13 protein-coding genes are annotated in these 16,352 nt (G+C 42.3%); 10 read left to right on the top strand and 3 right to left on the bottom strand.

Annotated features, from left to right (window positions below):
- Positions 1 to 194 precede the first annotated feature (194 nt).
- From HFU86_RS03530 to deoD, 8 genes are all read left to right on the top strand, one after another.
- Positions 195 to 608, top strand: a complete 414-nt coding sequence (locus tag HFU86_RS03530; RefSeq protein ID WP_132496122.1) for a BON domain-containing protein — start codon at positions 195 to 197, stop codon at positions 606 to 608.
- A 142-nt stretch (positions 609 to 750) separates the two neighbouring features.
- The gene (locus HFU86_RS03535; protein ID WP_132496123.1) at positions 751 to 1,827 is read left to right on the top strand and encodes a patatin-like phospholipase family protein; all 1,077 of its coding nucleotides are present in this window, start codon (positions 751 to 753) and stop codon (positions 1,825 to 1,827) included.
- Positions 1,820 to 2,605, top strand: coding sequence for a TatD family hydrolase (locus HFU86_RS03540; protein WP_108479207.1), 786 nt, complete (start codon positions 1,820 to 1,822; stop codon positions 2,603 to 2,605). The genes HFU86_RS03535 and HFU86_RS03540 overlap by 8 nt, the downstream gene beginning before the upstream one ends.
- A 295-nt stretch (positions 2,606 to 2,900) precedes the next feature.
- Positions 2,901 to 4,196 carry a NupC/NupG family nucleoside CNT transporter gene (locus tag HFU86_RS03545; RefSeq protein ID WP_154602796.1) on the top strand — a complete coding sequence of 432 codons (1,296 nt, stop codon included), beginning with the start codon at positions 2,901 to 2,903 and terminating at the stop codon, positions 4,194 to 4,196.
- A gap of 458 nt (positions 4,197 to 4,654) precedes the next feature.
- Positions 4,655 to 5,434 carry a deoxyribose-phosphate aldolase gene (gene deoC / locus HFU86_RS03550; RefSeq protein ID WP_132496124.1) on the top strand — a complete coding sequence of 260 codons (780 nt, stop codon included), beginning with the start codon at positions 4,655 to 4,657 and terminating at the stop codon, positions 5,432 to 5,434.
- A 101-nt stretch (positions 5,435 to 5,535) separates the two neighbouring features.
- The gene (gene deoA, locus HFU86_RS03555) at positions 5,536 to 6,858 is read left to right on the top strand and encodes a thymidine phosphorylase (RefSeq protein ID WP_187128734.1); all 1,323 of its coding nucleotides are present in this window, start codon (positions 5,536 to 5,538) and stop codon (positions 6,856 to 6,858) included.
- A gap of 80 nt (positions 6,859 to 6,938) precedes the next feature.
- Positions 6,939 to 8,162 carry a phosphopentomutase gene (deoB, locus tag HFU86_RS03560; protein WP_132496126.1) on the top strand — a complete coding sequence of 408 codons (1,224 nt, stop codon included), beginning with the start codon at positions 6,939 to 6,941 and terminating at the stop codon, positions 8,160 to 8,162.
- Between the two features lie 83 nt (positions 8,163 to 8,245).
- Positions 8,246 to 8,962, top strand: a complete 717-nt coding sequence (gene deoD, locus HFU86_RS03565; protein ID WP_132496127.1) for a purine-nucleoside phosphorylase — start codon at positions 8,246 to 8,248, stop codon at positions 8,960 to 8,962.
- 71 nt (positions 8,963 to 9,033) lie between these two features.
- On the opposite strand, the gene HFU86_RS03570 is transcribed toward deoD, so the two are convergent.
- Complete coding sequence (locus HFU86_RS03570) at positions 9,034 to 9,534, bottom strand: GNAT family N-acetyltransferase (protein ID WP_132496128.1); 501 nt, start codon at positions 9,532 to 9,534, stop codon at positions 9,034 to 9,036.
- Between the two features lie 208 nt (positions 9,535 to 9,742).
- Here HFU86_RS03570 and HFU86_RS03575 point away from each other — a divergent pair, with 208 nt between their 5' ends.
- Both HFU86_RS03575 and HFU86_RS03580 read left to right on the top strand, forming a co-directional pair.
- On the top strand, positions 9,743 to 10,411 hold the full coding sequence (locus HFU86_RS03575) for a hypothetical protein (protein WP_187128735.1): 669 nt from the start codon (positions 9,743 to 9,745) through the stop codon (positions 10,409 to 10,411).
- Between the two features lie 104 nt (positions 10,412 to 10,515).
- On the top strand, positions 10,516 to 11,775 hold the full coding sequence (locus HFU86_RS03580) for a hypothetical protein (RefSeq protein ID WP_187128736.1): 1,260 nt from the start codon (positions 10,516 to 10,518) through the stop codon (positions 11,773 to 11,775).
- Positions 11,776 to 11,855: 80 nt separating this feature from the next.
- On the opposite strand, the gene HFU86_RS03585 is transcribed toward HFU86_RS03580, so the two are convergent.
- The gene (locus HFU86_RS03585) at positions 11,856 to 14,645 is read right to left on the bottom strand and encodes a M16 family metallopeptidase (RefSeq protein ID WP_187128737.1); all 2,790 of its coding nucleotides are present in this window, start codon (positions 14,643 to 14,645) and stop codon (positions 11,856 to 11,858) included.
- A complete protein-coding gene (locus HFU86_RS03590; protein ID WP_132496132.1) occupies positions 14,635 to 16,341 on the bottom strand; it encodes an ABC transporter ATP-binding protein/permease in 1,707 nt (568 codons plus the stop codon). The genes HFU86_RS03585 and HFU86_RS03590 overlap by 11 nt, the downstream gene beginning before the upstream one ends.
- Between the last annotated feature and the right edge of the window lie 11 nt (positions 16,342 to 16,352).

A 16,352-nucleotide genomic window follows, 5' to 3' on the forward strand; every position in this document is an offset into this window, starting at 1 on the left:
TTTCTCATCGATAGATATTAGACAATTATTTTTAATTTCTTATTCAAATCATCTAATTAAGATTAATTATCTCAAAACTGAAAATTACCTTGAGTCATACTCTGGAAGATGAGTTATTTGACTTTATTTTTACCTGTTTTTTACTTAGGCTATGACATTGTTAGTTTATTAATCATACCAAGAGGAAAGTTCCAATGAAAAAGATCGCCGTTTTACGTTCTTTAGGTGTCATTGGATTGAGCTGGGCACTTTTTGCTTGTAGTTCATCATCTGATAGCGCCTTGAAAAAACAAGCTTCAGAAACTTGGGACAGCGCAGCTAAAACTGTTGAAATGGCAGGAAAAGATACAGGTAATGCCATCTCTAGTGGTGTGAAAAGCACCGATACCTATATTGATGATTCGTCCATTACTGCGGATATTAAAAGCAAACTCTTAAGTACCAGTGGGCTCCCAAGTAATAGTGTGTCGGTGAAAACTGTTCAAGGTGTAGTTTACCTCTCTGGTTTTCTCAAATCTAGCGAGCAGATAAATCAAGTTGTACAGATTGCATCGACCGCGAAAGGGGTAAAATCAGTACAGAATGGTTTAGTTCTGACGAACAAGTAATTTCTTTTAAATGGGCTTTCAGCCGAAAGCTCATTTTACTATTTGCTCTCCCTGAGAAAAGCGGTTTAATGAAAATCATTTAATTTAATCATATTTATAATGGGATTGATTAAATACACGTCAATATAGAGAAAGGGTTACTATGGGAAAGCATGTTCCAGTCACTTTAGGCACGATTGAGCCACTCGCGTTTTCTGATGAAATTAACGGAAGAAAAACTGCCCTTATCTGCGAAGGTGGCGGTCAGCGTGGTATTTTTACGGCCGGTGTATTGGATGAATTTCTGATAGAAAACTTTAACCCTTTTGATTTGATGATAGGGACGTCTGCGGGCGCCCAAAATTTATCCGCTTATATTTGTGGTCAAGCCGGATATGCCCGCCGAGTTATTACTCGCTATACCACAAACCTTAATTTTTTTAACCCGCTGAGATTTATTCGTGGAGGAAACTTAATTGACCTTGATTGGTTGATTGAAACGACGGCGAAAGAGTTTCCACTTAATATGGATGCAGGGCTTGAATTATTAGATTCTGGTCGTGAATTCTATATGGGAGCCAGTCGTAGCGATGATTTTTCAGCTGCATTTTTACAGCCTGATGCGGATTCTTGGTTGGATATCATTCGTGCCTCTAGCGCCATTCCAGGATTTTATCGAACTGGCGTAGAGTTTAGCGGCGTGCGATACCACGATGGAGGAATAAGCGCAGCGATCCCTGTCGAGGAAGCTTATCGTCGTGGGGCTGATACGATAGTTGTGATCCGCACTGTACCTTCTCAAATGTACTTTACTCCTGAATGGGTAAAACGAATGACACGCTGGCTTGAAGGTGATAATTCGGCGCTGCAACGCATGGCGGCCATGTTAAAAGTTCACTTGAAGAGTTATCGAAAAACCCAGGAATTTATCGAAAATCCACCCGATGGCGTGCAGATTTTTGAAATATACCCACCGACACCACTGAAAAGCAGTGCTTTAGGCAGTAAAATTAGTGCCTTAAACCAAGATTACCATGTCGGACGACGCTGTGGGCGTTACTTTATTGCGGCATTAGCTCAACAGTTTGCGAGTAATGATGCTGATTTCGGTCGATTTTCTAAGAATACGAATTCATTAGAGTTGATGCATATGGAAGATCAGCGAGAGTCTTTATTAGCAGGAAAAACAGTTGAGGCAGCAAGTGCTAGCGCCCTGCAAGGCAATCCTGCTCATGAGTGATAATATTCGATTTATTGACACCCACTGTCATTTTGATTTTCCCCCGTTCAGTGAGGCACTTACAGAAAGCCTAGAAACCGCGAAGCAAGGTGGAATTACGGATATTATTATTCCTGCGGTTAGTCAGGATAACTTTCAACGCATCTGGAATTTAGCGCATGAGTATTCTCAACTCCATGCAGCAATGGGATTTCATCCTCTATATTTAAGTCAGTTTCAAGAATCCCATTTTGAAAAACTGACGGATTTTCTGATGCGTAAAAGCCAGAAGTGCGTGGCGGTAGGAGAGATTGGGCTTGATCTCTATATGGAAGATCCTCAATTTGAAAGGCAGCAAATATTGCTTCAGCGCCAGTTGAAGCTAGCTAAGCAGTTTGATTTACCCGTTATTTTGCATTCACGAAAAACCCATGACCAATTGGTTGCGATGTTACGTCGCTACGAAGTCCCCGCACGTGGTGTAGTGCATGGTTTTGCTGGCAGCCTTTCTCAAGCCGAGAGTTTTGTGAAACTGGGGTATTACATTGGCGTAGGAGGGACAATCACTTATGAGCGCGCGAATAAAACTCGCCAAGTGATGGCTCAACTCCCGCTAAGTTGTCTTGTGTTTGAAACTGATGCACCGGATATGCCTGTATCCGGTTTTCAAGGTGAGCCTAATCGGCCTGAGCGTATTCAATGGGTATTTCAATCTTTGTGTGAGCTGCGCCACGAATCTCCGGATGAAATAGCACAACAACTTTACAACAATAGCCGGACGTTATTTAATCTAATTTAGACTATAATTAGTTAATTAATAATTATTTCTTAAGTATTTTATGTATTTATCCGAGTAAATCCATTCAGCTTTTTACCTCTTCGACTATCACATTAGTGCCTTTCCAGACTAAACTGATCTTCTATTGTGATTTTCGTCACAATATTTGAATTTATGTTACTTATTGCACTTTGGATTTGTGATGAATGTTGGGGGTTATTAATGATGACTGGTTATAATCATCGAACTAAGATTCGTGGAATCTTGCGAGTTTCTTTATACATTAACCTAGAATTAAGTGAACAGGGATACTTCCATGCAACTCATTTTGAGTATTGTTGGGATGGCGGTGCTTATTGCGATAGCCGTTCTCTTCTCCAGCAATCGTCGCGCAATTAGACTTCGTACAGTCGGCGGTGCTTTTTTAATCCAAGTCGCTATCGGCGCATTCGTTCTTTACTCCCCAGCGGGACGTAGCGTTTTACAAGGCATGTCCGACGGTGTTTCTAAAGTTATCGGTTACGGTCAAGATGGGATGAGCTTCATCTTTGGTGGTCTAGTTTCCGACAAAATGTTTGAATTGTTTGGCGGCGGCGGCTTTATCTTTGCTTTCCGTGTATTGCCTATCATCGTCTTCTTCTCATCTCTGATTGCAGTCCTGTATTATCTCGGCATCATGCAACTGGTCATCAAAATTCTAGGTGGTGGTCTGCAAAAAGTACTGGGAACGTCAAGAACCGAATCACTGTCTGCAACCGCGAATATTTTCGTCGGTCAAACTGAAGCGCCTCTGGTTGTTCGTCCCTATATTTCTACCATGACTAACTCTGAGCTGTTTGCCATCATGTGTGGTGGTTTAGCGTCTGTAGCGGGTTCAGTATTAGCGGGTTATGCGCAAATGGGTGTTCCAATGGAATATCTGATTGCGGCATCCTTCATGGCGGCACCAGGTGGATTACTGTTTGCTAAGTTAATGGTTCCTGAAACTGAAGTTGCTAAAGATAATGTGGATGCTAAAGATTTAGTGGCAGAAGAAGATCGCCCAGCGAACATCATCGATGCAGCCGCATCTGGTGCAGCATCCGGTATGCAACTGGCTCTGAACGTGGGGGCAATGTTACTGGCGTTCATCGCATTAATTGCATTAATTAACGGTATTTTAAGTGGCGTGGGTGGCTGGTTTGACTATCCGCAATTATCCCTCGAATTATTACTAGGTTGGGTATTTGCCCCAATCGCATACCTGATTGGTGTGCCGTGGAGCGAAGCGACAATTGCCGGTTCTTTCATCGGGCAAAAAGTGGTTGTAAACGAATTCGTTGCTTTCATGAACTTCGGTGAATATATGAAAGCAGATGCGGATGTGATTGCGGCGGGCAAACAAGTTCTGTCTGACCACACTAAAGCGATTATTTCCTTCGCACTGTGTGGTTTTGCGAACTTATCTTCTGTGGCAATTTTGCTGGGCGGCTTAGGTGGAATGGCACCAAATCGCCGTAGTGATGTGGCTCGTTTAGGTATGAAAGCTGTTATGGCGGGTACACTCTCTAACTTAATGAGTGCAACGATTGCTGGCTTCTTCTTAACATTAGCTGCAATGACCGCAATGTAATCCCCCTGTTTGTAGCGGAAAGGCGATTTGTCTTTCCGCTGTCATTTTCTTCTGCGATATTCTTTTTCTGGTTTTTATCGTAACTCTTACTTTTTCAACTATTCTTAACGTAATCAATTTAAGACGAGAAGGCTGCAGCCTGTATAATGGCTGACAAAGAGTGAGCAATTATCTATGGAATTGTGATATCGTTCACGAATATATATTTAATAATGTAACGTTCAGTCGATAAATGTGATTTGTAGCGCATAAAATACCCCAGTTACGTGGTCAAATAGGTAACAGTAAGTTGCCACGGAACTGATAGTTCATAGAGTCAACTGGCTCTAGGGCATCGTGCGGTGAGATGGATCTCAGCTGCTGAGTTTGGAAAACCTAACTAGCATCTTTATGGAACAAGCCCGCTCGCCAACAAAGAACGTATCGTTCTGAAAGAATTAACATCGTTGGAGAGTTATATGACTGATTTAAAAGCAGCAGCGCAACGCGCACTGACCCTGATGGATTTAACCACGTTAAATGACGACGACACTGACGCAAAAGTGATCGCCTTATGTCATCAGGCAAAAAGCCCAGCAGGTCACACCGCTGCTATCTGTATTTATCCTCGTTTTATTCCTATTGCACGTAAAACTTTGCGTGAGCAAGGAACGCCAGATATCCGCATTGCAACCGTCACCAACTTCCCACATGGTAATGATGATATTGAGATTGCTTTAGCAGAAACTAAAGCTGCCATTGCTTATGGTGCGGATGAAGTTGACGTTGTATTCCCATACCGTGCACTGATGGCTGGTAATGAAAAAATCGGTTTCGATTTAGTGAAAGCATGTAAAGATGTTTGTGCGGCTGCAAATGTATTACTGAAAGTGATCATTGAAACTGGCGAACTAAAAGATGCCGCTTTAATCCGTAAAGCGTCTGAAATTTCAATTAATGCAGGTGCTGATTTTATTAAGACATCTACAGGTAAAGTGCCTGTGAATGCCACTTTAGAAAGCGCAGAAATCATGATGCAAGTCATTCATGATATGGGCGTTGCGAAAAGTGTTGGTTTCAAACCTGCAGGCGGCGTTCGTACCGCTGAAGAAGCAGCACAATATTTAGCCTTAGCAAGCAAAATCTTAGGCGATAACTGGGCTGATGCTCGCCATTTCCGTTTTGGTGCATCTAGCTTATTAGCGAATTTATTAAATACGCTGGGATTTGACGTTAAAAAATCCTCCAGCAGCTATTAATAATCGCAATTATTAGTGACATTAGACTGTTGCCCAATCTGTCTTGGGCAACAGCCGTGACTATTTAGCCGAAGAATTCGATGTGAATTAAGGAGCCTATTGTGTTTCTCGCTCAAGAAATTATTCGTAAAAAACGTGACGGCAAACCATTAAGCGAGGAAGAGATCCGCTTCTTCATTAATGGTGTGCGTGATAACACGGTTTCTGAAGGTCAGATTGCAGCTCTAGCAATGACCATCTATTTCAATGATATGACAACCCCTGAGCGTGTGGCTCTAACGCTAGCAATGCGTGACTCAGGTACCGTATTAAATTGGAAATCACTGAATCTTAATGGCCCACTCGTGGATAAACACTCCACCGGTGGCGTGGGTGACGTGACTTCATTAATGTTAGGCCCAATGGTCGCTGCATGTGGTGGTTATGTTCCGATGATTTCTGGTCGCGGCTTAGGTCACACCGGTGGAACACTTGATAAGCTCGAAGCTATTTCTGGGTTTGATATTTTCCCTGACGATGAGCGTTTCCGCGACATTATCAAAAATGTCGGCGTGGCGATTATTGGTCAAACCAACTCATTAGCGCCTGCTGACAAGCGTTTCTATGCGACTCGCGATATCACGGCGACTGTGGATTCTATTCCGCTTATCACCGCGTCTATCTTAGGTAAAAAATTAGCCGAAGGGTTAGATGCGTTAGTGATGGACGTTAAAGTGGGTTCTGGTGCATTTATGCCAACCTACGAAAAATCAGAGCAACTGGCTGAATCTATCGTGCAAGTCGCCAATGGCGCAGGTTGTAATACCACCGCATTATTAACTGACATGAACGAGGTACTGGCATCTAGCGCCGGTAATGCCGTTGAAGTCCGCGAGGCCGTGCAGTTCTTGACGGGTGAATACCGTAACCCACGTTTGTTCGAAGTCACCATGGCGTTGTGTGTGGAAATGCTAGTGTCAGGTAAGTTGGCGTCGGATCGTGACGATGCGCGTCAGAAATTACAAGCCGTGCTGGATAACGGTAAAGCGGCTGAAGTGTTTGGGCGTATGGTAGCTGCACAAAAAGGACCGAAAGATTTTGTTGAGAATTACAGCAAATATCTGCCAACTGCCGTCCTCAGTAAAGCCGTCTACGCACCTCAAGCGGGCATTATCACACAAATGGACACACGAGCACTGGGTATGTCTGTGGTAACGTTAGGGGGTGGTCGTCGTAAAGCTTCAGATCCTATCGATTACAGCGTTGGTTTAAGTGATATCGCAGCATTAGGTAGCAAAGTTGATACCCAAACCCCACTTGCGATCATTCATGCCAATAGCGAAAAATCATGGGAAGATGCAGCGAAAGAAGTTCGCGCTGCTATGATTATTGGGGATAAAGCCCCAGAAGCGACACCAATGGTCTATCGTCAAATTAGTGAATAAACCGATATCCGCATCTTTCACTGAAGGGTGTGGGTTAGATGACGCGATGAACAGATAAGCTGTATCGCAGGAGAATAAATATGAAACGCACATTTATCATGGTACTGGATTCCTTCGGGATCGGCGCTGCAGGTGATGCCCACAAATTCGGCGACGAAGGTTCGAACACACTGGGTCATATCGCAGACGCTTGTGCTCGCGGGGAAGCAGACAAAGGTCGTAAAGGTCCATTACACCTGCCTAACTTAACAAAATTAGGTTTAGGAAAAGCAGGAGAAGAATCAAGCGGAAAATTCCCTGCGGGTCTGGATCCAAATGCAGAAATTATCGGTGCATATGGTTACGCGAGCGAGTTATCTTCAGGTAAAGACACGCCGTCTGGCCACTGGGAAATTGCGGGCGTTCCTGTTCTGTTCGATTGGGGCTATTTCGAAAAACACGAAAACAGCTTCCCACAAGAATTGCTGGATACACTGGTAGAAAAAGCTAACTTACCGGGTTACTTAGGTAACTGCCATTCATCGGGTACGGTCATTCTGGACCAACTGGGTGAAGAGCATATGAAAACGGGCAAACCAATTTTCTATACCTCTGCGGACTCTGTATTCCAAATCGCGTGCCATGAAGAGACTTACGGCTTAGACAAACTGTATGAGCTGTGCGAAATTGCCCGTGAAGAATTAACCAAAGGTGGTTACAACATCGGTCGTGTCATTGCGCGCCCATTTGTTGGTGACAAAGCGGGGCACTTTGAGCGTACGGGTAACCGTCATGACTTAGCGGTAGAGCCGCCAGCGCCAACCGTACTGCAAAAATTAGTGGAAGAAAAACAAGGTGAAGTGGTATCTATCGGTAAAATTGCCGATATCTACGCACACGTTGGTATCACCAAAAAAATCAAAGCAACAGGTATTAATGCGCTGTTTGACGCAACCTTAGAAGAGATGAAAATCGCAGGTGACGACACCATCGTTTTCACTAACTTCGTGGATTTTGACTCAGCATATGGTCACCGTCGTGATGTTGCCGGTTATGCCGCTGCATTAGAGTTATTCGATAGCCGCTTACCTGAAATGCTGAAACTGGTTAAAGAAGACGACATTCTGATCTTAACCGCTGACCATGGTTGTGACCCAACTTGGCCAGGTACAGACCACACTCGTGAACACATCCCAGTGCTGGTGTACGGACCAAAAGTTAAGCCAGGTTCTTTAGGTCACCGTGAAACGTTCGCGGATATTGGCCAGACAGTCGCGAATTATTTTGATTTATCACCAATGGAATACGGTAAGCCGATGTTTTAAGCTTGCGACAGGGTGATTTGAAAATAAGGCAGGAAACTGCCTTATTTATTGTGCACAATTTTAATGATTAAAAGGGAATACGAATGGCTACTCCACATATTAATGCAGAAATGGGTGATTTCGCAGACGTCGTACTGATGCCGGGTGACCCACTGCGCGCGAAGTACATTGCAGAAACTTTCCTTCAAGATGCTCGCCAAGTAAATAACGTACGCGGTATGTTAGGTTTCACAGGGACTTATAAAGGTCGTAAAATTTCCGTTATGGGTCATGGAATGGGTATTCCTTCATGCTCCATCTATGCAAAAGAGTTGATCACTGATTTTGGCGTTAAAACGCTGATCCGTGTTGGTTCATGTGGCGCAGTCATGGATGATGTGAAACTGCGTGACGTGGTTATCGGTATGGGCGCATGTACAGACTCTAAAGTGAACCGTCAGCGTTTCAAAGATCATGACTTTGCAGCCATTGCAGATTATGACTTAGTGCATAACGCAGTTGAAGCGGCAAAAGCGCGTAACGTAAACGTTCGTGTTGGTAACCTGTTCTCTGCGGATCTGTTCTATTCTCCAGATCCAGACATGTTTAAAGTGATGGAAAAATACGGCATCCTCGGCGTGGAAATGGAAGCTGCTGGTATCTACGGTGTGGCTGCTGAGTTTGGTGCTCGTGCACTGACTATTTGTACCGTTTCTGATCACATCAAAACTGGCGAACAAACAACTTCAGAAGAGCGTCAAACCACGTTCAATGAAATGATTGAGATCGCACTGGATTCAGTTCTTTTAGGCGATAAATAATTGTTGATTAACGCTCTAATCTGAATACAAAAATGCCACTTTCGAGTGGCATTTTTGATTTATAAATCTGCTTAAGCTTTCGATTTAATTCGACTCATCACAATCGCATCCACATACTCACCATCACGAAAAGCATAATCGCGTAAAATCCCCTCTTGCTTGAAGCCAAATTTCTCATATAGACCCAAGCCGCTACCATTAGAGGCAAAGACTTCTAATTCAATGCGGTGAACATTTAGCCAATTGTCACAGTAATCCACCATAACTTGCATTAATTTCGAACCAATTCCTTTGCCTTGATAAGCCTGACTCACGGTAATACCGAAACTCGCTACATGTCGGCGGCGTATTTGAGCTGGTTGATGTACGACAAGTAATCCAACCACTGCATTATCAAGTGTGGCGACAAATTGAGTCACCAGCGGATCATTGGCTCCCAGTCGTGCTTCCCAGGTTTTCTCTGTGGGATAAGGCAGCTGTAAAGTGTTGGCATAAGCGGAGTAATCAGCATGCATTTGTGTGATAGCGTGGACATCGTCCAAGGTGGCTCTACGTATTATTACGTTGTTCACAAATTTTTCCTTTTATTATCGTTTTTTAGAAGAATATTAATCACATTAAAAGCAATGTATGTCAACGAAGTAAATGGTTTATCTCCTTGGATTAATATAAGGAATATCGATTTTCATATGGAAAATATATAAGTAGCGATATTTGATATCGTGAAAAAATTGAAAAATATATTATCTTTTTTATTTAATTTAAATTAAGGAAGTGAGTATGTCTATTATTAAAACTAGTTCAGTTGAAAAGAACAATAATATTCTCCTAAATAATGATGTTCAGAAAAAATCTGGGTTCAAAAATGCATTGAATGCAAAAATTGGATGCTTTATTTTATCTGTTCAAAATAATCTTGATTCAATCAGTGAAATGGTTTATCGAAAAAAAATCATTAGAAGCTATCATTCAGTTATTGAAGCTATTGAATTTAAATCATCGAATAATGATATTTCAGAAAAATCACTAAGAAAAATAGAGCGTAAAGTTATAGAAATTAATAAAAAATACTCTTTCCTAGATAGTGTGGATATTAAACAAGCAATCATATCTAAAACGAGAGAAGCTAATAAACCTGTACGTGATAAAATTAGCGATATGCTTGATCGTAAATTTGGAATTAATATTTATTATAATAAAGAGCATCTTAGTGCTGAAATGAATTTAGCTGAAAATAAAAGATATATTCTCAGTAAAAATATTGACATTCTTCCTTCGATTGAGGAAGTTGATGAGGAGGAAGGTAATGAAAGTAATGCTTTCATTTTTAAAAGTGAAAGCAATGGAATAACTAAAGATCTTTCTAACTTGCATGAGAATTATAGCACTAAAATTAATGAATTATATTTCCATGATCGTTGTATAGCTATGAAAAGTTTAATTAAATAATTTTTAATAAAGTAATTTTACCATTCTCAGGAGAGCTTATTTCTTAATTAAAACCAAGAGTAAGCTCTTTTTAAAATAAATGAGTTTATAAAAAAGGAATGTATATGAAACTTTTTCAAACTAAACCGCAAGATTCTGTATTAATAAATTATTCATTAAGCGAAATGGTAAGGGAAATAGTCAAAAAACCAACGGTTTTCGAAGGGAAAAGCTATATTATCATCAATAAAATAAAAGCAGTTAAAAATAGTGGTGCGAATGGTTTGGATGAAATAAAGGCAATATGGGGTACTGCTGTGAGCGGTGAAGCGAAAAGAAAAATTGATAAGTATTTTATGGAAGGAACAAAAGCAAGTAAAAATCATTTTCCTATGCTGACTGAACAGCCATTTTCTACTCAAGAAATAAAAACGGAGCAAAGAAAAGATACTCTCGATAAGGTAGTCACTCGAAATGCATATGCTGATGATTTATCTAATAATTCAATAAAAAAAACTACGCCAATAGAGGGTGATGCTAAAAATGATGTAACTATAGAAAAGATGGAACCTTGTGACGGAGTGATTGATAAGCCGAAGAATGAAGTCGTTGGTGAGAAGACAAATAGTTTTACCAGAGGGCTTTCAATAATAAAAAATAAATTAAATCATCGGGATTCAAGTGAAAATGAACCTAAACCTCAAAGAATTCTTCCTAGTCATACGATAGAGGAAGCCATTAAAATTAAAGTGATTTTTGATGGGATTTCGAATAAATCATTAAACTTGATTAAGTCTAAAATTAAAGCGAAATTTAATGAGTTAAAGATAAGTGAAACCCCAGAACTCTTTGAAAGAGAAATGTTAAATGCACAGGGAATACTAAAAAAATACGATAATAAATTGGTTTGTGAAAAAATCAATAATATTATTAATAAGTATTTAGATAAACATGAAGTCTATATTAGAAAAAGTAAAAGTCCAATAAGTCGAGTCTGGTATGCAATAAATTCAGTGAGTTTATTACAAGATATTACACCACGTAAGTTTAATGAATTTAAAATGGCAATCATAGATTACTTGAAAGAAGAACCAATTGAAAATATTGAAAAGTATTCATCCGAATTAATGCAAAAAATATCAAGTTATACACATAAAAATATTGCTAATCAGGTTAATGATTTCATAGAGGTTTATTCGTTAGATATGGTAAATGAATTGAAGAAAGATAAAAAAAATAGTATTGAAAGTAAACCCGAGTTATTGCAACCTAAAGAAAATATCGATACAGAAGAGTTAATGAAGAGTTTAAGTTTAAAAAAGATAATTTCACATGTGTTCAAGAGAGTAATTAATAATGTACGAAAATTTTTTTCCAAAAATTAAGTATGAATTTTATTTTTTTAAGAATACGGTGAAGAGAAAATAAATCAGCCCGTTGTATTTACGAGCTGATTTTTCTCAGATTAAGGCGTCATCATAAATACTTTCTGATTTTGCCCTAAGTATTTACTAGCTAATTGATTTATCTGTGGGAGTGTTAAGGACTCAATCACCGCACGTTCTTGCGTGAGGCGTTGATATTGCCCATCATCCGCCGCAACTTGTGCGAGGGCTTCAGTCCAATAGCTAGAGCTATCCGTGACTTGCGCATTTTCAGTGAGCCAAATATTTTTAGCTTCCGTTAATTCTTTTTCCGTTACGCCCGTTTGGCGCAGCTGCGCAACGGTATTGTGTGCCAACGTCACCATTTCTGAAGCGCGTTCTGGCGCGGTAGTGAAGTTTAAGCGTCCGGTATAATAGGGTTGTGGTTTCTTCGCTAACATTTGCGAGAAGCTAAGGGCATAAATACCGCTGGCTTTTTCACGCAATTCGCTACGCAGACGTTGACTAACAATAGTATCAATCAATTGCAGAGCCAGCTGATCTTGCTGAGACCACTGGGCAGGTGCAGCAAATTGAATGCTTACCATGCTCTTATCGCTGCTACTGATTGGATACTGCTGATTAAAGCTCGCCATCTTCGGCATGATCCCTTGGTTGCGCCATGCCAGTTTGCCATCATGGGCAGGTAGAGTTGCGACCCATTGCTCTAGTAGTGGTTTCAGTTCGCGGGCATTCATCGCACCAGTGATCACCAGTGTCATATCTGACGTGGAGGTGAGTAATTGGCGGTTGGCTTGTTGAAGCTGCTGAGCGGTAAAGGTTTTCCAAGCTCCTTCAGGGGAGATCACTAACAGCTCACCATGCTGGTAACTTTGCTGATTAATATGGTCGAGGAAGGTGCGCTCTACAGGCATTTTCGATAAGTTCAGTGCGAAAGCCTGCTTTTGCTGCTCGAGTTTCTCTCCACTAAATTGAGGTGCAGTCAATTTTAAATTCAGTAGCTGCAACGCCGTTTCAAGATTATCAACCGGGGTTTTACCACGATAACCGTGGTTGAGTAATTCGCTATAAGGGCGAACGCTGATCTGATTTTGTTTCGCTAACAATGCTAAGTCGCGGGCGCTGTAATTGCCATAACCGCTGCTTTCTGGCAGTTTCATTGCCCAGTCGGTTAAGCCGGCGGTTTGCAGGGTTTCAAGAGAACGTCCACCCGGTAGCTGTAAGTTAAACTGAATATCATCTTTGAGATTTTTATCCGTTTTAACAATCACTTTAATGCCATTACTGAGAGTCCACTGCTCTGTTTTTTCAATAGGCAGTGACGCTTGTTCGGTAATTGTGCCTTTTGCTACGACGGGTAACTTCAGGCTAATGGCTTGAGAACGCAGCGTGAACGGGCCCGGCTGTGTTTGGCGAATACGTTGCCACTGTTCACTGAAGGTTTGTTTGTTCACCGCCTTTTCATCGGTATCTGGGCCAATCAGCGCTAAGCGTGGGGATGCGACCTGTAAAAGGCTAGCTACATGGCGCTGTAAGTCTTGAGGTTGGATATTTTTGGTTAATTGGTAGCTATTATCCAACTGCTGGCGTTTGTTCCACATCGGCATCTCATATTCGAGTGCGGTGGTCAGTTGCCCAGCTAAGTATTCATTACTGTAACGCTGCTCGGAACCAGCTTGTTGGCTCAGTTTCTTCAGCATGCCTTGTTTAGCGCTATCCAGCTCTTGCTGCGTCACAGGTTCGGTCGCTAGACGTTGCAGTTCAGTAAACAGAATTTCGGTTGCACCCGCATAATCATTGCCTTTTGGATGGATGATCATGAGCTGTTGAAGGCGCTGGTTATCTAGCATTGCCCCTTGTTCATTAATACTAATGGATGGCAAAATGCCATTATCCACCATCACGGAAAAACGTTGGTTCAAGATGGTTAACCATAAATTATCCATCAGATCGTCGGTTTGACCTTGGCGAGTATTCAGCGGCGCGGAGACATTTTTTTGCAGTGAAAACTGAACGTAGCGCGCGCCTTGTTCCTTATCAAATACCCCTTGAACGAGCATATTGTTGGAATCGGCAAAGCGCTTCCATTCAGGAGAATCTTGGGAAATTTTTTCCGGCTTCGGTAACGCAAACAAGGTTTTTACTTCATCACGTACTGTCGATGTACTGAAATCCCCAATAATCAATAAGCTCATGCGCTGAGGCTGATACCACGTTTTGTAGTAGGCTTTGGCTTGTTCAATAGGGGCTTGGCGAACCACATCAAGAGAGCCAATAGGATTGCGCTCTGCGTAGCGGCTACCGTGGTAACGTAATTTCTCGAGGCTGTCATTAATGCGATAGCCCATGCCTTGGCGTAAACGCCACTCTTCAATAATGACGGGGCGCTCTTTTTCAAATGCTTCTGCATCGAAGGTCATATTCGCCGCCCAATCCGCCATCACTTGTAACCCGGTGCTGACTTGCGCTGGCGTGGCATTTGGCAATGATAATTTATATAGGGTGCTGTTGATGCTGGTGATCGCATTAACGTGGCTACCGAGTTTCAGTCCTTGCTGTTCTAACTGTTTAAAGCCGGTGGTACCCGGAAAATGTTGGGTGCCCTTAAAAGCCATATGCTCAGTAAAGTGAGCTAAACCAAGCTGTTGCTCGGTTTCTTGTAATGAACCCGCATTGACCAATAAACGCAGCTCAACGCCCGGTTGGTTGCGCTGAAGTAAGTAAACTTGTAGCCCATTATCGAGTTGATAATGTTGCAGATCTTGGCGTACTGGCAGCAATGTTTGCTCGCCAGATTGTCGAGGTGCGCCGTTAACACAGCCGCCTAAAAGTGCGGCAATGACGGCGACCAAGGTAATTTTACGAAGCATATTCTGGGGCTCCTGTCATAAATGGGGTATTTTGCGTTGTTTCAGATAAACGCAGATGCTTGTCAGCTAATTGGTCAATAAAGCTTTGGTGGCTAACCAAAATGATGCTGCTGGCGGGAAGCTGAGCTTTCAGCATATTCAGTAAAGCGAGTGCACTTGGCTCATCAAGAGCGGAGGTCATTTCATCCAATAGCATTAACTTAGGTCGATTCAGAAGCAGTCGTGCAAACATAATGCGCTGCTGTTCACCGCCAGAAAGTCGGTTGTTCCAATCGGTCTCCAAAGCCAGTTGTGAATGAAGTTTTTCCAGCCCAACAAGGGTCAGCGCATATTTCAGATCCGAAGCTGCAAATTGGCTGGCATCTTGTGGGTAAGCCAATAAATTATCTAAACGACTTATTGGTAAATAAAGGCGCTGCGGGATCCACATAACGTTATCCGTACGCGTAATTTTGCCGTCAAAAAATGGCCAATGACCGCTTAATGTGCGCAGTAACGTGGATTTACCAATACCAGAACGGCCGGAGATCAACATCAGCTCACCGCTGTTGATGCTAAGAGAAACGGTGCTCAGTAGTGGACGATGATCTGCCGTAAACAGGCTCAAGTTTGCCGTTAATGGTACGCTATCTTCGTTGATAGTGGCCTCTGGGGTTTTATCGTTTTCCAATAACACCACAAAGTTATACAAACGCGCGACGGTGGCTTGCCATGCGGCAATCTCTTTATAGGCAAAAATAAACCAACCCAACGAAGTCGCTACACTGGTGAACGCTTGGCGTAGCTGCATTAATCCACCCAGCATAATCTCACCCGCTAAAAACTTAGGTAATGCGAGCAACACAGGGGCGAGGGCGGTCACTTGCTGATAGCCGACGGTATAAAACGATAAATTACGTTCACAGCGAATTAACTGATTCCAGTTACGGATAATTTCACTAAAGCGGGTCATCAGCTCTTTGCGGTCTTGTGGCTCACCCCGTTGCCCTGCGATAGCATCCCCATGTTGGCGGCAATTGATTAACGAGCTACGATAATCTGCTTCACGGCGTTGTTTATCCATATGCAGGCGGCGTAGTGGGAAACCAATGAGCTGGGTTAGCGCGATGCCGATGATGGTGTAAATGATACAGGCCCAGAACATATAGCCCGGAATGGTCCAATCGCTGTCGGCGAAATTAAATGTAAGGCTTCCTGAAAGCGTCCACAAAATCGCGGCAAAAGAGATCAATGTCAGCATTGAATGCAGGAAGGTGACTAACAGATTCAGTGTGGATTCAATCAGTAAGCGGATATCTTCTGCGATACGTTGGTCTGGGTTATCTGGCTCTTGGGAGGCGAGCCTCAGCATATAGTGCTTACTGTTGCCCGAAAGCCAGCGACCAAGTACTTGCTCGGTCATGCCTTTACGCCAACGGATAATTAGCATCTGCTTGAGGTAGGTGCCCATCACCACCACAAAAATCAGTCCACTGACTAAAATCACAAAGTATTGCAGCAGCCCATACAGTGCTTGTCCGTCTAGCTTTTGCAGGGCGTTATAGAAATCCCCGTTCCACATGTTCATTTTGACATTGAACCAGACGGAAGAAAGGGTAAGCCCTAACGAGGCAAACAGCAGCACCCAGCACAAAAGGGCAGCACGCTGCCCCCAAAAAGGTTTAACTAAATAGAGAAATTGTTTAATGGTCTTCATGACTCGATTTC

Origin of the sequence: Providencia sp. JUb39 (assembly GCF_012272845.1) — a bacterium.
Taxonomy (GTDB): Bacteria; Pseudomonadota; Gammaproteobacteria; order Enterobacterales; family Enterobacteriaceae; genus Providencia; species Providencia lanzhouensis.

What these genes read in the sequence shown, in the direction of transcription:
- HFU86_RS03530 (WP_132496122.1), top strand. Translation starts at nt 195, where the DNA reads ATGAAAAAGATCGCCGTTTTACGTTCTTTAGGTGTCATTGGATTGAGC.
- HFU86_RS03535 (WP_132496123.1), top strand. Translation starts at nt 751, where the DNA reads ATGGGAAAGCATGTTCCAGTCACTTTAGGCACGATTGAGCCACTCGCG.
- HFU86_RS03540 (WP_108479207.1), top strand. Translation starts at nt 1,820, where the DNA reads ATGAGTGATAATATTCGATTTATTGACACCCACTGTCATTTTGATTTT.
- HFU86_RS03545 (WP_154602796.1), top strand. Translation starts at nt 2,901, where the DNA reads ATGCAACTCATTTTGAGTATTGTTGGGATGGCGGTGCTTATTGCGATA.
- deoC (WP_132496124.1), top strand. Translation starts at nt 4,655, where the DNA reads ATGACTGATTTAAAAGCAGCAGCGCAACGCGCACTGACCCTGATGGAT.
- deoB (WP_132496126.1), top strand. Translation starts at nt 6,939, where the DNA reads ATGAAACGCACATTTATCATGGTACTGGATTCCTTCGGGATCGGCGCT.
- deoD (WP_132496127.1), top strand. Translation starts at nt 8,246, where the DNA reads ATGGCTACTCCACATATTAATGCAGAAATGGGTGATTTCGCAGACGTC.
- HFU86_RS03575 (WP_187128735.1), top strand. Translation starts at nt 9,743, where the DNA reads ATGTCTATTATTAAAACTAGTTCAGTTGAAAAGAACAATAATATTCTC.
- HFU86_RS03580 (WP_187128736.1), top strand. Translation starts at nt 10,516, where the DNA reads ATGAAACTTTTTCAAACTAAACCGCAAGATTCTGTATTAATAAATTAT.
- HFU86_RS03585 (WP_187128737.1), bottom strand. Translation starts at nt 14,645, where the DNA reads ATGCTTCGTAAAATTACCTTGGTCGCCGTCATTGCCGCACTTTTAGGC.
- HFU86_RS03590 (WP_132496132.1), bottom strand. Translation starts at nt 16,341, where the DNA reads ATGAAGACCATTAAACAATTTCTCTATTTAGTTAAACCTTTTTGGGGG.